This is a genomic window from Mycolicibacterium sp. MU0053 (assembly GCF_963378095.1).
Classification (GTDB): domain Bacteria; phylum Actinomycetota; class Actinomycetes; order Mycobacteriales; family Mycobacteriaceae; genus Mycobacterium; species Mycobacterium burgundiense.
This window is the reverse complement of the sequence record NZ_OY726397.1, coordinates 3759532-3775022: the sequence shown is the minus strand read 5'-3', so window position 1 is coordinate 3775022 and position 15491 is coordinate 3759532. Positions and strand designations below refer to the sequence as shown.

The 15491-nt window shown below is 67.6% G+C and carries 16 protein-coding genes; 12 read left to right on the top strand and 4 right to left on the bottom strand.

Annotation, left to right across the window (positions count from 1 at the left end):
- Positions 1-15: 15 nt before the first annotated feature.
- On the top strand, positions 16-1242 hold the full coding sequence (manA, locus tag RCP80_RS17835; protein ID WP_308478942.1) for a mannose-6-phosphate isomerase, class I: 1227 nt from the start codon (positions 16-18) through the stop codon (positions 1240-1242).
- A gap of 20 nt (positions 1243-1262) precedes the next feature.
- Here the strand turns inward: manA and RCP80_RS17830 are convergent, their stop codons facing one another.
- Positions 1263-2651 (bottom strand): FAD-dependent oxidoreductase, encoded by a 1389-nt coding sequence (locus RCP80_RS17830; protein WP_308478941.1) that lies wholly within the window; start codon positions 2649-2651, stop codon positions 1263-1265.
- Between the two features lie 60 nt (positions 2652-2711).
- Here RCP80_RS17830 and RCP80_RS17825 point away from each other — a divergent pair, with 60 nt between their 5' ends.
- The 8 genes from RCP80_RS17825 to RCP80_RS17790 all read left to right on the top strand — a co-directional run bounded on the left by RCP80_RS17825 (position 2712) and on the right by RCP80_RS17790 (position 9562).
- Positions 2712-4202 (top strand): amino acid permease, encoded by a 1491-nt coding sequence (locus RCP80_RS17825; RefSeq protein WP_308478940.1) that lies wholly within the window; start codon positions 2712-2714, stop codon positions 4200-4202.
- Between the two features lie 110 nt (positions 4203-4312).
- Positions 4313-5551: an alkane 1-monooxygenase gene (locus RCP80_RS17820; protein ID WP_308482907.1), complete on the top strand. Its 1239-nt coding sequence runs from the start codon at positions 4313-4315 to the stop codon at positions 5549-5551.
- Positions 5548-5724: a rubredoxin gene (locus RCP80_RS17815; protein WP_308478939.1), complete on the top strand. Its 177-nt coding sequence runs from the start codon at positions 5548-5550 to the stop codon at positions 5722-5724. The genes RCP80_RS17820 and RCP80_RS17815 overlap by 4 nt, the downstream gene beginning before the upstream one ends.
- Positions 5721-5924, top strand: coding sequence for a rubredoxin (locus tag RCP80_RS17810; RefSeq protein ID WP_308478937.1), 204 nt, complete (start codon positions 5721-5723; stop codon positions 5922-5924). Before RCP80_RS17815 ends, RCP80_RS17810 begins: the two co-directional genes overlap by 4 nt.
- A 137-nt stretch (positions 5925-6061) precedes the next feature.
- Positions 6062-6682: a TetR/AcrR family transcriptional regulator gene (locus RCP80_RS17805; protein WP_308482906.1), complete on the top strand. Its 621-nt coding sequence runs from the start codon at positions 6062-6064 to the stop codon at positions 6680-6682.
- Positions 6663-8120 carry an adenosylhomocysteinase gene (ahcY, locus tag RCP80_RS17800; protein WP_308478936.1) on the top strand — a complete coding sequence of 486 codons (1458 nt, stop codon included), beginning with the start codon at positions 6663-6665 and terminating at the stop codon, positions 8118-8120. The genes RCP80_RS17805 and ahcY overlap by 20 nt, the downstream gene beginning before the upstream one ends.
- A 153-nt stretch (positions 8121-8273) precedes the next feature.
- Entirely contained in the window at positions 8274-8882 is a 609-nt protein-coding gene (locus RCP80_RS17795; protein ID WP_308478935.1) for a PepSY domain-containing protein, read from the top strand.
- 47 nt (positions 8883-8929) lie between these two features.
- Positions 8930-9562, top strand: coding sequence for a dTMP kinase (locus RCP80_RS17790; RefSeq protein ID WP_308478934.1), 633 nt, complete (start codon positions 8930-8932; stop codon positions 9560-9562).
- A 9-nt stretch (positions 9563-9571) separates the two neighbouring features.
- Here the strand turns inward: RCP80_RS17790 and RCP80_RS17785 are convergent, their stop codons facing one another.
- The 3 genes from RCP80_RS17785 to RCP80_RS17775 form a co-directional block, all read right to left on the bottom strand.
- Positions 9572-9886 carry a WXG100 family type VII secretion target gene (locus RCP80_RS17785; RefSeq protein ID WP_308478933.1) on the bottom strand — a complete coding sequence of 105 codons (315 nt, stop codon included), beginning with the start codon at positions 9884-9886 and terminating at the stop codon, positions 9572-9574.
- 101 nt (positions 9887-9987) lie between these two features.
- Positions 9988-10518, bottom strand: a complete 531-nt coding sequence (locus RCP80_RS17780) for a VOC family protein (protein ID WP_308478932.1) — start codon at positions 10516-10518, stop codon at positions 9988-9990.
- A 7-nt stretch (positions 10519-10525) separates the two neighbouring features.
- Positions 10526-11137: a hypothetical protein gene (locus RCP80_RS17775; protein ID WP_308478931.1), complete on the bottom strand. Its 612-nt coding sequence runs from the start codon at positions 11135-11137 to the stop codon at positions 10526-10528.
- A 223-nt stretch (positions 11138-11360) separates the two neighbouring features.
- Here RCP80_RS17775 and mtrA point away from each other — a divergent pair, with 223 nt between their 5' ends.
- Genes mtrA through lpqB form a run of 3 tightly spaced genes read left to right on the top strand, consistent with a single transcriptional unit; the run spans position 11361 to position 15467 of the window.
- A complete protein-coding gene (gene mtrA, locus RCP80_RS17770) occupies positions 11361-12038 on the top strand; it encodes a two-component system response regulator MtrA (RefSeq protein ID WP_068245077.1) in 678 nt (225 codons plus the stop codon).
- Positions 12039-12045: 7 nt separating this feature from the next.
- On the top strand, positions 12046-13701 hold the full coding sequence (gene mtrB, locus RCP80_RS17765) for an MtrAB system histidine kinase MtrB (RefSeq protein WP_308478930.1): 1656 nt from the start codon (positions 12046-12048) through the stop codon (positions 13699-13701).
- Positions 13698-15467 (top strand): MtrAB system accessory lipoprotein LpqB, encoded by a 1770-nt coding sequence (lpqB, locus tag RCP80_RS17760; RefSeq protein ID WP_308478929.1) that lies wholly within the window; start codon positions 13698-13700, stop codon positions 15465-15467. Before mtrB ends, lpqB begins: the two co-directional genes overlap by 4 nt.
- Positions 15468-15491: the final 24 nt, after the last annotated feature.

The following is a 15491-nucleotide window of genomic DNA, read 5'->3' as shown; positions in this document are numbered from 1 at the left end:
ACAGGGGATCAGGTAGTGGAGCTACTGCGCGGGGCGATACGGACGTACGCCTGGGGTTCGAGGACCGCAATTGCGGACTTCACCGGCCGGGCGGTGCCGGCCGCGCATCCCGAGGCGGAGTTGTGGCTCGGTGCGCATCCCGCGGATCCGGCGTGGGTGCGCACGCCCGAGGGGGAGCGCACGCTGCTGGATCTGGTGAAGTCCGACCCGGAGGGCCAACTCGGCGCCGCGGTGCGGGCCCGATTCGGCGATGCGTTGCCGTTTCTGGTCAAGATCCTGGCGGCCGACGAACCGCTGTCGCTGCAGGCGCATCCGAGTGCCGAGCAGGCCGTGGAGGGCTACGCCCGCGAGGACCGGATGGGCGTGCCGCTGAACTCGCCGGAGCGCAACTACCGCGATCGCAGCCACAAACCGGAGATCCTGGTGGCGCTGCAGCCGTTCGAGGCGCTGGCCGGGTTCCGGCCCGCGGCGCAGACGGTGAAATTGTTACGCGCCTTCGCGGTCTCCGAACTCGATCACTACGTGAACCTGTTGTCGGACCAATCCGACGCCGACGGCTTACGCGCGCTGTTCACCACCTGGATCACGCTGCCGCAGCCCGACCTGGACGTGCTGGTGCCTGCGGTGCTCGAGGGGGCCATCGAGTATGTGCGGTCCGATGCCACCGAATTCGTCGCCGTGGCCAGGACGGTGCTGGAACTCGGGGAGCGCTATCCGGGCGATGCCGGAGTGCTGGCGGCCCTGCTGCTCAATCGGGTCCACCTCGAACCCGGCGAGGCGATCTATCTGCCGGGCGGCAACCTGCATACCTATCTGCACGGCGTCGGGGTTGAGGTGATGGCCAACTCGGACAACGTGCTTCGCGGCGGACTGACCCCCAAACACGTCGATGTGCCCGAACTGCTGCGGGTGCTCGATTTCACTCCCGCCACCGAGCAGGACCTGCACCCGGCGGTGCAGCAGGACGGGTTCGAACGCTGCTACCTCACCCCCGCCGCCGAATTCGCGGTGTCGGTACTGCACCTCGACGGCGACGATCTCGGCCACGCGGTCGACGCCCCGTGCCGCCATGACGGGCCGCAGATCCTGGTGTGCGCCGACGGCGCGGTGACGGTGCTGGGCAAGGCCGGCGAGGTGCACCTCGAACGCGGCGGCGCGGCCTGGGTCGCGGCCGACGACGGGCCGATCCGGCTGATCGCCGATCAACGGGCCACCCTGTTCCGGGCGACCGTGGGAATCTAGGGCGGGACTCGAGGTCCAGCTCAGGAGCGCGCGACGGCCCGCTCGTCGATGGCGGTGCGGCGCCGACTTTTGTCGGCCATCCACTGACGCATGTTGGTGCGCACCGCACGTCCGATGATTCGGGGCGGGGGAGTCATCCACACGCTGTCGAGCAGGCTGGTCCGGCGCAAGAACCATTCGGCGAGCACGGGATCGGTCTCGGCGGCGCCGAGGAACTGATCGAACAGCGCGAACATCGGTCCGTACCACTTCGGCCGCGGGCCCTGTGCCCCGTGGGCCTCGATGTCGGCGACGGCATTCATCAGCCACACCGGCAGCGTCGTCCGCGCGGTGCGCCGATTGAGTCGGGTGATGAAGTCGTGACTGTCGTGGGCCAACGCCTCGCGCAGGTTCGCGGCCTGCAGGGCCGTCATCGTGACGCCTTGGCCGAACGTCGGATTCAGGCTCGCCACGGCGTCGCCGAACGGGAAGATGCCGCCCGGTAACCGGTCCATCTTGTCGTAGCGGCGCCACCGGCTGGTGGGGTAGCGGTGAAAGTTAATGTCCCCCACCGGGTCTCCGGCGCGCAGCGCGGCACTGATGTGCGGTGGGAGGACCTTTTCGGCCAGTTCGCAGATGCCGGCGAAGTCGTGCGGCGGCTCGGCCTTGGCGACCCCGAACGCCGTCACCGTCCAGATGCCGTCCTCGTGGAACAGCATGCCCATGCCCAGCGGGCGGTCATGCGGCGCACTCACCAGGACCATCTTCTCGGCCATCAGACCCACCGGAATGCGGACCCGTTGCGAGGCATAGGTCACGCCGATCTTCACCGAATCTTCGCGGGGCTTGCCAAAGCCCCACTGCTGCAGCCAGGTTGGCAGCCTGCTGCCGCGGCCGGAGGCGTCCACCACCAGATCGGCGGCCACCGCCTCGCCGTCGTCGAGCACGACGCCGGTGACCCGGCCCGCGGCGGCATCGAAGACCGGCTCGGTGACCCCGCGCTGCACGATCTCGACCGTGGGCAGGGCGCGGACGCGCGCCCGGATCTGGAATTCGAGTTGCGCGCGGCTCGGCACGTAGGCGGTGAAGTTGGAGTCCAGCGTTCGTCCGGTTCCGAGCACGTGCCCGCCGGCGGTGAAGTGGATGGACTCCGGCTGGTTGTGTACCACCGGCACGCCCTCGGCGGTCATCGCGGCCAGCAGGCCCGGAAACACCTTCTCGAGTTCCTCGGCGCCCCGGGCCATCAGCAGGTGCACATGGTCGCCCTGCGGGATGGCGCTGCGGTTGACCGGACGGTCGGGCAACGGATCGCGTTCGTACAGCGTGATCCGCTCGAAATGGTCCGAGAGCAGTTTGGCTGCGCACAGACCGGCAACACTGCTGCCGATCACCACGGCGTGATCGCGGGGGAGATTAACTGTCCTGCTCATCGAAGGCCACGGTAATGGGTAGATTGCCGAAACCCGGTCAAATCGAAAGGTGACAAAACTGTGATCACCAGATGGCGCACCAAATCCGTCGAACAGTCGATTGCCGACACCGACGAGCCCGGCACGCGGTTGCGCAAGGACTTGACCTGGTGGGATTTGACGATCTTCGGGGTGTCGGTGGTGGTCGGTGCGGGCATTTTCACCGTGACCGCCACGACCGCGGGCAACATCAGCGGGCCGGCGATCTCGGTGTCGTTCCTCATCGCCGCGTTCACGTGTGGCCTCGCCGCGCTGTGCTATGCGGAGTTCGCATCGACGGTGCCCGTCGCCGGCAGCGCATACACGTTCTCGTACGCGACCTTCGGTGAGTTCATGGCCTGGATCATCGGCTGGGACCTGATTCTGGAGTTCTCGATCGGGGCAGCGGTGGTGGCCAAGGGGTGGTCGTCCTACCTCGGCACGGTGTTCGGCTTCGGCGGGGGAATCGCCGACGTCGGCCCCCTGCGGCTGGATTGGGGAGCCCTGCTGATCGTAGCCATCGTGACGGTGCTGTTGGCGATGGGAACCAAGCTGTCGGCCAAGTTCTCCGCCATCATCACCGCGATCAAGGTCGCGGTGGTCCTGCTCGTGGTGATCGTCGGCGCCTTCTTCATCAAGGCGGCCAACTACACGCCGTTCATCCCGCCCTCGGAGCCCGGCGAGGACGCCGGCGGCACCGGGTTCGACCAGTCGCTGTTCTCGTTGTTGACCGGCGCCGAGGGCAGCCACTACGGCGTTTACGGTCTGCTGGCCGGGGCGTCGATCGTGTTCTTCGCCTTCATCGGCTTCGACGTCGTCGCGACCACGGCCGAGGAGACCCGCAATCCCCAGCGCGATGTCGCCAAGGGCATCCTGGCGGCGTTGGCGATCGTGACGGTGCTCTATGTCGCGGTGTCGGTGGTGCTGACGGGGATGGTGTCCTACACCGAGTTGAGGACCGGACCCGACGGCAAGACCGCGAACCTGGCCACCGCGTTCTCCGCCAACGGTGTCGACTGGGCGGCGCAGGTGATCTCGATCGGCGCGCTGGCCGGGTTGACGACGGTGGTGATGGTGCTGGTGCTGGGGCAGTCCCGGGTGATCTTCGCGATGGCCCGCGACGGCCTGCTGCCCCGGTCGTTGGCCAAGACCAGCCCGCAGGGCACCCCGGTGCGGATCACGGTGCTGGTGGCGATCTTGATCGCGGTGGCCGCCTCGTGCTTCCCGGTCGACAAGCTCGAGGAGATGGTCAACGTCGGAACGCTGTTCGCCTTCATCCTGGTCTCGGCGGGCATCCTCGTACTGCGGCGGACGCGACCGGAGATCAAGCGCGGTTTCCGGGTGCCGTGGGTGCCGCTGCTGCCGGTGGCCTCGATCCTGGCGTGCAGTTGGCTGATGCTCAATCTGACCGCGCTGACCTGGATCAGGTTCTTCATTTGGATGGCGCTCGGCGTGGTCATCTACGTCCTCTACAGCCGCAAACACTCCCTGATGGGCGAGCGCCTGCGCCAACAGGCCTTGACCCAGCCCTGACCCGAGCTCTTTACAAAACGGCCTCCTGTGTCTAGACAAGCGACAAATAGCGTTCTATAGTCAAGTCATCGACGTGATCGCACTCACTTGGAGGTAGACCGGTGACTTCACTGGAGGCATCAAAGCCCTCGGGGCCCAGCAGCGAGCGGTGGCGGGACCGAAAGCGGCACCTGTGGCTGATGGGATTGATCGTGCCCACCGCGCTGTTCGTGATGCTGCCGGTGGTCTGGGCGCTCAACACCCTCGGCTGGCACGGGGCGGCGTTGATCCCGTTCTGGATCGGCCCGATCCTGCTGTACATCGTGCTGCCGCTGCTGGATCTGCGTTTCGGACCGGACGGCCAGAACCCGCCCGATGAGGCGATGGAGCGCCTGGAGAACGACAAGTACTACCGGTACTGCACCTATCTCTACATCCCGTTCCAGTACGCCAGCGTCATCGTCGGCGCCTACCTGTTCACCGCGTCCGACCTGAGTTGGCTGGGCTTCGACGGCGGACTGAACTGGGTCGGCAAGATCGGCCTGGCGTTGTCGGTCGGCGTGCTCGGCGGGGTCGGCATCAACACCGCGCACGAATTGGGCCACAAGAAGGCCCCATTGGAGCGCTGGCTATCCAAGATCACCCTGGCGCAGACCTGGTACGGCCACTTCTACATCGAGCACAACCGCGGCCACCACGTCCGGGTCGCGACTCCCGAGGACCCCGCGTCCGGGCGCTTCGGCGAATCGTTCTGGGAGTTCCTGCCGCGCAGCGTGTGGGGTGCGGTGAAGTCGTCCTGGGAGTTGGAGGCCGCGCGGTTGCGGCGCAGCGGGCGCAGCCCGTGGGATCCGAGAACGTATCCATCCAACGACGTGCTCAACGCGTGGGCGTTCTCGGTGCTGTTCTGGGGTGTGCTGATCGCGGTCTTCGGTGTGGCGCTCGTCCCGTACATGCTGATCTCCGCCGTGTTCGGATTCAGCCTGCTGGAAGCGGTCAACTACCTGGAGCACTACGGACTGATGCGGCAGAAGACCGCCAGCGGACGCTACGAGCGGTGCACGCCGGCGCACAGCTGGAATTCCGACCACATCGTCACCAACCTGTTCCTGTACCACCTGCAGCGGCACAGCGACCACCACGCCAACCCCACCCGTCGGTATCAGACACTGCGCAGCATGGACGAGGCGCCGAACCTGCCCAGCGGCTACGCGTCGCTGATCGGCCTGACCTACTTCCCGCCGCTGTGGCGCCGGATGATGGACCACCGGGTGCTGGAGCACTACGACGGCGACATCACCAAGGTCAACATCGCCCCGCGGGTACGCGAGAAGGTGCTGGCGCGCTACGGAGCCCCGGCGGTGGGCCAGTGAGCAGCTACCGCTGTCCGATCTGTGACTACATCTATGACGAGACCAAAGGCGCTGCCAGGGAAGGGTTTCCGCCCGGCACCGGCTGGGACCAGGTGCCCGACGACTGGACCTGCCCCGACTGCGGCGTGCGCGAGAAGGTCGACTTCGAACCGGTGCGGAGCGCAGGGATATGACCGCCGAATCAGACATCAGCGCGGCCTTCAAACTGTTCATCTGCGTGCAGTGCGGGTTCGAATACGACGAGGCCAAAGGCTGGCCCGACGACGGTATCGCCCCGGGCACCCGGTGGGACGACATCCCCGAGGACTGGAGCTGCCCGGACTGCGGAGCGGCCAAGTCGGACTTCGAAATGGTGGAAGTCGTCCGTCCGTGACGGCGGCCTGCCGACCGCGACGCCGGCGAGGCGTTAGTGTCGCGCGTGTGAGCAACTCGTCGCGGCGGCCGGCCGGCAGCAAGGGTGGGGCCGCGCGCGTGCCCTACGCCGAGGCCTCCCGCGGGCTGTTGCGCGAGATGGTGCTCGAGGCGATGCGTGATCTCCTGCTCACCAAGGACTGGTCCTCGATCACGCTGTCCGACGTCGCCAAATCGGCCGGGGTGAGCCGCCAGACCATCTACAACGAGTTCGGATCGCGTCAGGGTCTGGCCCAGGGGTACGCGCTGCGCCTGGCCGATCGCCTGGTCGATGCCGTCGGCCAGGCGATCGACAACAACGTCGGGCAGATGTATCCGGCGTTTCTCGAGGGCTTCCGGTCGTTCTTCGCCGAATCGGCCGCCGATCCGCTGGTGATCTCGCTGTTGACCGGCGCCGCCAAGCCGGATCTGCTGCAGCTGATCACCACCGACAGCGCACCGATCATCTCGCGGGCCTCGGCCAAGCTCACCGATTCGTTCATGCACAGTTGGGTCGCGGCCAGCGAGGAGGACGCCGGGGTGTTGGCGCGCGCCATCGTGCGGCTGGCGATGAGCTACGTCTCGATGCCCCCGGAGGCCAACCATGACGTCGCTGGAGATCTGGCAAGGCTCATGACGCCATTCGCCGAGCGGTACGGTGTGATCCAGACCGACACTGATCCGAGCCAAGCAAACCGTACTGCGAAGGAAGTTATTTCGAATGACGCTGACCGCCGATAGCCGCAACGGCATCGACTACAAGGTCGCTGACCTTTCCCTGGCCGAATTCGGCCGCAAGGAGATCCGCCTGGCCGAGCACGAGATGCCCGGTCTGATGTCGCTGCGCCGCGAGTATGCCGAGGTTGCGCCGCTCAAGGGTGCCCGCATCTCCGGCTCGCTGCACATGACCGTGCAGACCGCGGTCCTGATCGAGACGCTGGTTGCCCTCGGTGCTGAAGTCCGGTGGGCCTCGTGCAACATCTTCTCCACCCAGGACCATGCCGCCGCCGCCACCGTGGTCGGGCCGCACGGGACCCCCGAGGAGCCCCAGGGTGTGCCGGTGTTCGCCTGGAAGGGCGAGACGCTCGAGGAGTACTGGTGGGCCGCCGAGCAGATGCTGACCTGGGAGGGTGAGCCGGCGAACATGATTCTCGACGACGGCGGGGACGCCACCATGTTGGTGCTGCGTGGCGCCGAGTTCGAGCAGGCCGGCGTCGTGCCGCCCGCCGAGGACGACGATCCCGCCGAGTGGAAGGTGTTCCTGAGCCTGCTGCGGGAGCGGTTCGAGACCGACAAGTCCAAGTGGACGAAGATCGCCGAGTCGGTCAAGGGCGTCACCGAGGAGACCACCACCGGCGTGCTGCGGCTGTATCAGTTCGCGGCCGCCGGCACGCTGGTGTTCCCGGCGATCAACGTCAACGACTCGGTGACCAAGTCCAAGTTCGACAACAAGTACGGCACCCGGCACTCGCTGATCGACGGGATCAACCGCGGCACGGACGTGTTGATCGGCGGCAAGAAGGTGCTGATCTGCGGTTACGGCGATGTCGGCAAGGGGTGCGCGGAGTCGCTGGCCGGCCAGGGCGCGCGCGTCCAGGTCACCGAGATCGACCCGATCAACGCGCTGCAGGCGCTGATGGACGGCTTCGACGTGGTGACCGTGGAGGAGGCCATCGGCAACGCCGACATCGTGATCACCTCGACCGGCAACAAGGACATCATCACCCTCGATCACATGAAGGCGATGAAGAACCAGGCGATCCTGGGCAACATCGGTCACTTCGACAACGAGATCGACATGGCCGGTCTGGAGCGCTCGGGTGCCACCCGGATCAACATCAAGCCCCAGGTCGACGAGTGGACCTTCGGTGACACCGGCAAGTCCATCATCGTGCTGTCCGAGGGCCGGCTGCTCAACCTCGGCAACGCCACCGGTCACCCGTCGTTCGTGATGAGCAACAGCTTCTCCAACCAGGTGATCGCCCAGATCGAGTTGTGGACCAAGAACGATGAATACGACAACGAGGTGTACCGGCTGGCCAAGCACCTCGATGAGAAGGTCGCCAAGATCCACGTCGAGGCTCTCGGCGGGACGCTGACCAAGCTCTCCAAGGAGCAGGCCGAGTACATCGGCGTCGACGTCGAAGGCCCGTACAAGCCGGATCACTACCGGTACTGACCCAGCGCGAGCGAAATCGCCCAAACCCGTAGGGGTTTGGGCGATTTGCGTTTTCGGGACCGCCCCGGCGCGCACACCGCGACAGCCCGTGGTGTCGGGTGCGGGGTTTGTGGGTACCAGACGGAGATCGAGACTCAGCGTTGGGAGCGCACCATGATGCATTGGGGACGTCCGGCGGGCCTGGGCCTGCTCGCCTGCACACTCGTGTTGGGGGGCTGTTCGAGCGACTCGCAGACCGACCAACCCACGGCGGAGGCCACCGAAACGAGCGAGACCACCCAGGCCACCACCTCGGTCACCACGTCGGCAGCGCCGGGCGCCCCGGCGCCGGCGGCCACCGGCAAGGGCCTGCCGGTCTCCGCGGTCGAGCAGGGGCTGCGGACCGCCGCCGCGGCCGTCCCGAACGGCCGGCCGTTCGATCTGGAGGTCGACTCGGACGACGGCCGCAAGGTCCTCGACATCGAGGTGGCCTCGGACGGCAACGAGTTCGAGGTGCGGATCGATCAGGCGGGAGCCGAGATCATCTCGCAGCGCCAGGTCGGCACGCCCAGTGACGATGTGGCCAAGGCCGAGGCGGCCCAGGTCGATGCGAACCGCGCGATGCAGACGGCGGTGGAACGCGAACCGGACGCCACCGTCAGCGAGATCCAGATCGACACCGAGCGCGGCGTCGTGGTGTGGCAGATCGAACTGGTTCGCCCGGACGGCTCCGAGGTCGAGATCGATGTCGACGCGCAAACCGGCGCCATCACCGACAGTTGATCACCGACGTCGCGACCCGCGATCGGGCGGCCCACTAGGCTCGACGCGTGCTCATCGTGATCGAAGGACTCGACGGGGCCGGGAAGCGGACCCTGGCCCAAGGCCTGTGCAACGCCTGGGAGACGGCCGGGAAGACCGTGTCCACGTTGGCATTTCCCCGTTACGGGCAGTCGGTGCACGCCGATATCGCCGCGGAGGCGCTCCACGGCGAACACGGTGACCTGGCCGAGTCGGTGTATGCGATGGCCATGCTGTTCGCGCTGGACCGCGCCGGGGCGGCCGAGCACATCGCCGAGCTGAGCCGGACCCACGACGTGGTCCTGTTGGACCGCTATGTGGCCTCCAACGCCGCCTACAGCGCGGCGCGGCTGCACCAGCGGGCGGACGGGGCGGCGGTGGACTGGGTGTACCGCCTGGAGTTCGAGCGGCTGGGGCTGCCCAAGCCCGACTGTCAACTGTTGCTCGATGTCTCGGTGGAGCTCGCCGGAGCGCGGGCCCGCAGCCGGGCCGAGGACGAGCCGGGCCGCGCACGCGATGCCTATGAACGTGACAGCGGACTGCAGCAGCGCACCGGTGCGGTGTATGCCGAACTGGCGGCGGCGAACTGGGTCGGACCCTGGCTCACGCTGGGGCCGCAGAGCACGCCCGGGGACGTGCTGGCGGCACTGACCGCGGTCTGACGCTCCGCCTCACGTACCCGAGCGGTGATAGCGCAGCGCATCGGCACCCTCCTGCGCGGTGGCCAGGTATTCCCGGGCGGCGTGCCGCAGCTTGTCGGCGACGTCGCTGAGTTCGGTCTGCGTCCGGTCCGCCTGCCGGTGCACGGTGTCGATGAACGCCGCGAAACCCGGCTTGGCCTGCTCTTGCCAGGCCGCGCCGTGGCCGGCCAGCTCGGTGGCCAGCGCGCGCCGTTCGGCGCCGGCCGCGGTGCCGATGGAGTCCAGGTAGTCGGCCGAGTAGATGACGTCGGACGGGGTCATCGACAGCAGGTTGGGATCCGTCATGAGCCCCCTCCGGAAAGTTTGCTGCCGATTGTGGCAGGTCACTAGATCCTAGGCCCGGCGTGGGGCCGCGGGTGACACGAATTGATCCCCGGCCGCTGCGTTCAGCTCAGCGATCGGATCGGGTCGGACCCGTCCCAGTCCACCGCGGCCTGGCGGATCAAATCGTGGATCGCGCCGTATTCGTTGCCGGCCCCGAGGTCGGAGATCTCGAAAGCGGACCCGTCGGTCGCATCCGAATCGAAGTAGGCGAAGCGGGCCAATCCACTGATCTGACCCTCGCAGTCCGGTGTGAAGCCGCGGTCGCGAATGCGTTCGAGGTCCTCGTCGTAGGCCGCGGTCCACGCCGAGATGTGGTGCAGGCCAGGCCCTTTGGTGTGCACGAAATGCAGGTACGGGGAGGGTTCGTCATTGTGCTGCTCGATCAGCTCGATTTGCAGCTCGCCCAGGTTGCCCAACGCCACGCTGATGTCGGGACTGCTCGGACGACCGCGGTAGGTGAAGTAGTCCAGCGGCAGGTGCCGCACCACGTAGAACGGACCGGCGCCCAGCTTGCCGACCCAGCGTTTCACCGCCTCGTCGAGGTTCGCCACGACCAGACCGTTCTGCCGGGCCGGACCGAAAATGTTGCTCATCGCGTCGTCAGCGCGCTGCCACGGCGGTGGCCGGCGAGCCGTCGAGCGCGGGTAGTTCCTGCTGCAACGGTAGGAGCTTCTCGCGCGCTTCGGCGAGGGTGATGAACTCGTCGGCGGCGATCTCGGTCAGTTCCGCGAGGTCGGCATGCTCGTAGACATGTTCGCCGACCATTCGGCCCTGCTCGTCGTAGGGCCAGTTCATCGCCAGGTATTGGCGCAGGATGTACAGCTTGTCCGGGTCGGCGTCCCAGCCGTCCGGCACGAGGCGGCCCGGCATGTAGGAGTTGAACCAGGCCTCGGACGCGAATCCCCAATCGGCCACCGCGAGCTTCTCGTCCTCGACGACCATGACCGTCGCTTCGCGCTCCTCGAGCGACGAGTAGAACGCCAATACCTGATCCCGGCCGTCGAGAGTCAGGCTCAGTCCATTGGCGTTGAGGTAGTAGACGGGGTGATCCACGGTCATCTCCGGCGTGAAGATCCGCTCCTTGTGCCCGGTGATCTCGAAGATCGCATGCCGACGGTAATTGGCGATGATCCGGCGATGCCGCGGGTTGTCCAACGTTTCGAGGAAGTTGTCGAGGTTGCGGGTCTGGGTGGTGATGTCGAGCTTTGTCATGGCAAGAACCATCCTTGGATGCGACCGATGGGCGGTATCGACCTACGAGGGGCGCGCGCTGCTGTGGCGCAGGTAACAATCTGACGGAGTGTGCGTCAGAAATGACACCATGTCAATCATGGCGTCCGTCGGGCGGCGGCGGCCGTGGCCGACCGGCGCCAGATGCGAAACGCCCAGCGTCCTAGCGGCGTTTTGTCACGGTTTGGTGACACCATGGACTGTCATGAGGCAAAGAATCCTTGTCGTCGATGACGACGCGTCGCTGGCCGAGATGCTGACCATCGTCCTGCGGAACGAGGGTTTCGACACCGCGGTCATCGGCGACGGTACGCAGGCGCTGACCGCCGTGCGCGAGTTGCGGCCGGATCTGGTCCTGTTGGACCTGATGCTGCCCGGGATGAACGGCATCGACGTCTGCCGGGTGCTGCGCGCCGACTCCGGCGTGCCCATTGTGATGCTGACCGCCAAGACCGACACCGTGGACGTGGTGCTCGGGCTCGAGTCGGGTGCCGACGACTATGTGATGAAGCCGTTCAAGCCCAAGGAACTGGTGGCCCGGGTCCGCGCGCGGCTGCGCCGCAACGAGGACGAACCCGCCGAGATGCTGTCCATCGGGGACGTCGAGATCGACGTGCCGGCGCACAAGGTCACCCGCCAGGGCGAGCAGATCTCGCTGACCCCGCTGGAGTTCGACCTGCTGGTCGCGCTGGCACGGAAACCACGCCAGGTGTTTACTCGGGATGTGCTGCTCGAACAGGTCTGGGGCTATCGGCATCCCGCCGACACCCGGTTGGTGAACGTGCACGTCCAGCGGCTGCGCGCCAAGGTCGAGAAGGATCCCGAGAACCCGCAGGTGGTGCTGACCGTTCGAGGAGTGGGATACAAGGCCGGACCTCCGTGAGGCGCGGATGATCGGTCGCTCGAAACGGCGTAGCCGGGGCCGTTGGGGGCGATCGGGTCCGCTACTGCGCGGGCTGAATGCACTGAGCCGTGCGGTGGGGGTGGCGTGGCGGCGGTCGCTGCAACTGCGGGTCGTGGTGCTCACGCTCGGGCTCTCGCTGACCGTGATCCTCGTGCTGGGCTTCGTGCTCACCAGTCAGATCACCGACCGCGTGCTCGATGTGAAGGTCCGCGCGGCCACTGAGGAGATCGAGCGGGCCGGCACGATAGTGGCCGGAATCGTCGGCGGCGAGGAAACCCGGTCGCTGGACAGCAGCCTGCAACTGGCCCGCAACACCTTGACGTCGCGCGCCACCTCGACCGGCCTCGCCGGCACCTTCGATGCCGTGCTGGTGGTCCCGGGCGACGGACCGCGCGCCGCCACCGCGGCCGGCCCCATCGACGAGATCCCGGCGGCGCTGCGGGAATTCGTGCTGGCCGGTCAGGTCAGCTATCAGTACGCCGCGGTGGACACCGACGGCTTCTCGGGATCGGCACTGGTGATCGGCAGCCCCACCGCCTCCCGGGTGACCAACCTGGAGCTCTACCTGATCTTCCCGCTCTCCGGCGAGGAACGGACCATCGCGCTGGTGCGCGGCACCATGGTGACCGGCGGGTTGGTGCTGCTGCTGTTGCTGGCCGGGATCGCCTGGCTGGTGTCGCGGCAGGTGGTGCAGCCGGTGCGGTCGGCCTCGCAGATCGCCGAGCGCTTCGCCGAGGGGCATCTGACCGAACGGATGCCGGTGCGCGGTGAGGACGACATGGCCCGACTCGCGGTGTCGTTCAACGACATGGCCGAGAGCTTGAGCCGGCAGATCACCCAACTCGAGGAGTTCGGCAACCTGCAGCGGCGATTCACCTCCGACGTCAGCCACGAGTTGCGCACCCCGCTGACCACGGTGCGGATGGCCGCCGACCTGATCTACGACAACAGCGAGGAACTCGATCCGGCGTTGCGGCGCTCCACCGAACTGATGGTCAACGAGTTGGACCGGTTCGAGTCGCTGCTGAACGACCTGTTGGAGATCTCGCGCCACGACGCCGGTGTCGCGGAGTTGTCGGTGGAATCGGTGGACCTGCGCTCGACGGTGAACAGCGCCTTGGAGAACGTCGGGCACCTGGCCGACGACGCCGGCATCGAGTTGCTCGTCGACATGCCGGGCGACGGGGTGATCGCCGAGGTCGACCCGCGACGGGTGGAACGGATCCTGCGCAACCTGATCGCCAACGCGATCGACCACGCCGAACACAAGCCGGTCCGGATCCGGATGGCCGCCGACGAGGACACCGTCGCGGTGACGGTCCGCGACTATGGTGTGGGTTTGCGGCCGGGTGAGGAGAAGCTGGTGTTCAGTCGGTTCTGGCGCTCGGATCCGGCGCGGGTGCGCCGCTCGGGCGGCACCGGACTGGGCCTCGCGATCAGCATCGAGGACGCCCGGTTGCACCAGGGCCGGCTGGAGGCCTGGGGCGAGCCCGGCAGCGGGTCCTGCTTCCGCCTGACGCTGCCGCTGGTGCGGGGCCACAAGGTGACCACGAGTCCGCTGCCGATGAAACCCGTTGGCGCCGAAAGCAAGGACCGGCAGCGCCAGGCGCGGGCCCGCGAGCACGCCGGAGACAGCGGGTGAATCGGCTGCTTGGTCTGCTGCTGACCCTGGGTACCGTCGTCGCCGTCCTGGCCGGCTGCGCGGGCGTGCCCAATTCGTCGGCGCCGCAGGCGATCGGCACTGTGGAGCGGGCCGCCCCACAGGACCTGCCCAAGCCGACGCCCGGGATGGCGCCGGACCAGCTGTTGCGCGAATTCCTCAAGGCCACCGCCGATCCCGCCAACCGACATCTGGCCGCTCGGCAGTTCCTCACCGAATCGGCCTCCCGCGAATGGGACGACGCCGGCAGCGCACTGCTGATCGACCGCGTGGTGTTCACCGAAACCCGCAAAGCGGACCGTGTCTCGGTGAGCATGCAGGCCGACATCCTCGGCTCGTTGTCGGATATGGGTGTCTTCGAGACCGCCGAGGGTTCGCTGCCCGACCCGGGGCCCATCGAGTTGGTGAAGACGCCCGAGGGTTGGCGCATCGACAAGTTGCCCAACGGAGTGTTCCTGGACTGGAAGCAGTTTCAGGAGACCTACAAGCGTTACCCGCTGTATTTCGTCGAGCCGACCGGGAAGACCACGGTGCCCGATCCGCGCTACGTCGCGGTCTCCGAGCGCGATCAGTTGGCCACCGAACTGGTGTCCAAGCTGATCGCCGGGCCCCGCCCCGAGCTGGCCAACTCGGTGCGCAACATGCTCGGCGCGCCGCTGCAGTTGCGCGGTCCGGTGACCCGGGCCGACGGCGGCAAGTCCGGCGTCGGCAACGGCTACGGCGGCGCCCGCATCGAGTTGGAGAACCTGCCCAGCTCCGATCCGCAGAGTCGGTCTTTGCTTGCCGCCCAGATCATCTGGACGCTGGCGCGGGCCGACGTCAAGGGCCCCTACGTGATCGAGGTCGACGGTCTGCCGCTGGACGAGCGCTTTGCCGACGGCTGGGAGACCTCCGACGTCGCGGCGACCGATCCCGGTGCCGCGGACGGCGCCTCGGCCGGACTGCACGCGGTGGTCGACGGCTCGCTGATGTTCCTGGACGGCCAGCGGGCGACCCCGGTCGGCGGCGTGCTCGGCACGATGGGAGATCAGCGGTCGGCGGCGTTGTCGCGGGACGGCAGCGGGGTCGCCTCGGTGGTGGCGTTGCGGGTCGGCGCCCCGGATGCGGTGTCGATGCTGTGGATCGACAACAGCGGCCAGGACGCGGTCGAGGCCATCAAGGGCCGCACCCTGACTCGCCCCACCTGGGCGCTGGACGGCGCGGTGTGGGTGGTGGTGGACGGCAACAACGTGGTGCGGGTGACGCAGGAGGCGGCCACCGGCCAGCCGGCCCGCGTCCCGGTGGACTCGATCGCGGTGGCCACCAAGTATCCCGGTACGGTCACCGAACTGCAGCTCTCGCGCGACGGCACCCGGGCCGCGCTGGTGATCGAGGGCCAGGTGATCCTCTCCGGCGTCGAGCAGACCCCGGGCGGGCAGTTTGCGCTGACCTACCCCCGGCGCCTGGGGTTCGGGCTGGAGTCCTCGGTGGTGTCGCTGTCGTGGCGGACCGGCGACGACATCGTCGTCAGCCGCAACGCACCGGCGCATCCGGTGTCCTACGTGAACCTCGACGGGGTCAACTCCGATGGACCCAGCCGGGGCCTGGCGCTGCCGGTGGGCACGGTGGCGGCCAACCCGTCCACGGTCTACGTGGCCGACCAGCAGGGCGTGATGCAGCTGTCCGGTTCGGGGGCCGACAACGATCAGGCGTGGTCGGGGGTGCGGGCGTTCCTGACGCCCGGGGCGGTGCCGGTGCTGCCGGGCTGAGCGACGTGTCGGTGGGCCGTCGCA

Excerpts from the sequence above, each read along its gene's own strand:
- RCP80_RS17830 (WP_308478941.1), bottom strand. The coding sequence starts at position 2,651 with ATGAGCAGGACAGTTAATCTCCCCCGCGATCACGCCGTGGTGATCGGC.
- RCP80_RS17810 (WP_308478937.1), top strand. The coding sequence starts at position 5,721 with ATGACCGCCGAATCAGACATCAGCGCGGCCTTCAAACTGTTCATCTGC.
- RCP80_RS17805 (WP_308482906.1), top strand. The coding sequence starts at position 6,062 with ATGGTGCTCGAGGCGATGCGTGATCTCCTGCTCACCAAGGACTGGTCC.
- ahcY (WP_308478936.1), top strand. The coding sequence starts at position 6,663 with ATGACGCTGACCGCCGATAGCCGCAACGGCATCGACTACAAGGTCGCT.
- RCP80_RS17795 (WP_308478935.1), top strand. The coding sequence starts at position 8,274 with ATGATGCATTGGGGACGTCCGGCGGGCCTGGGCCTGCTCGCCTGCACA.
- RCP80_RS17785 (WP_308478933.1), bottom strand. The coding sequence starts at position 9,886 with ATGACGGATCCCAACCTGCTGTCGATGACCCCGTCCGACGTCATCTAC.
- RCP80_RS17780 (WP_308478932.1), bottom strand. The coding sequence starts at position 10,518 with ATGAGCAACATTTTCGGTCCGGCCCGGCAGAACGGTCTGGTCGTGGCG.
- RCP80_RS17775 (WP_308478931.1), bottom strand. The coding sequence starts at position 11,137 with ATGACAAAGCTCGACATCACCACCCAGACCCGCAACCTCGACAACTTC.
- mtrA (WP_068245077.1), top strand. The coding sequence starts at position 11,361 with ATGAGGCAAAGAATCCTTGTCGTCGATGACGACGCGTCGCTGGCCGAG.
- mtrB (WP_308478930.1), top strand. The coding sequence starts at position 12,046 with ATGATCGGTCGCTCGAAACGGCGTAGCCGGGGCCGTTGGGGGCGATCG.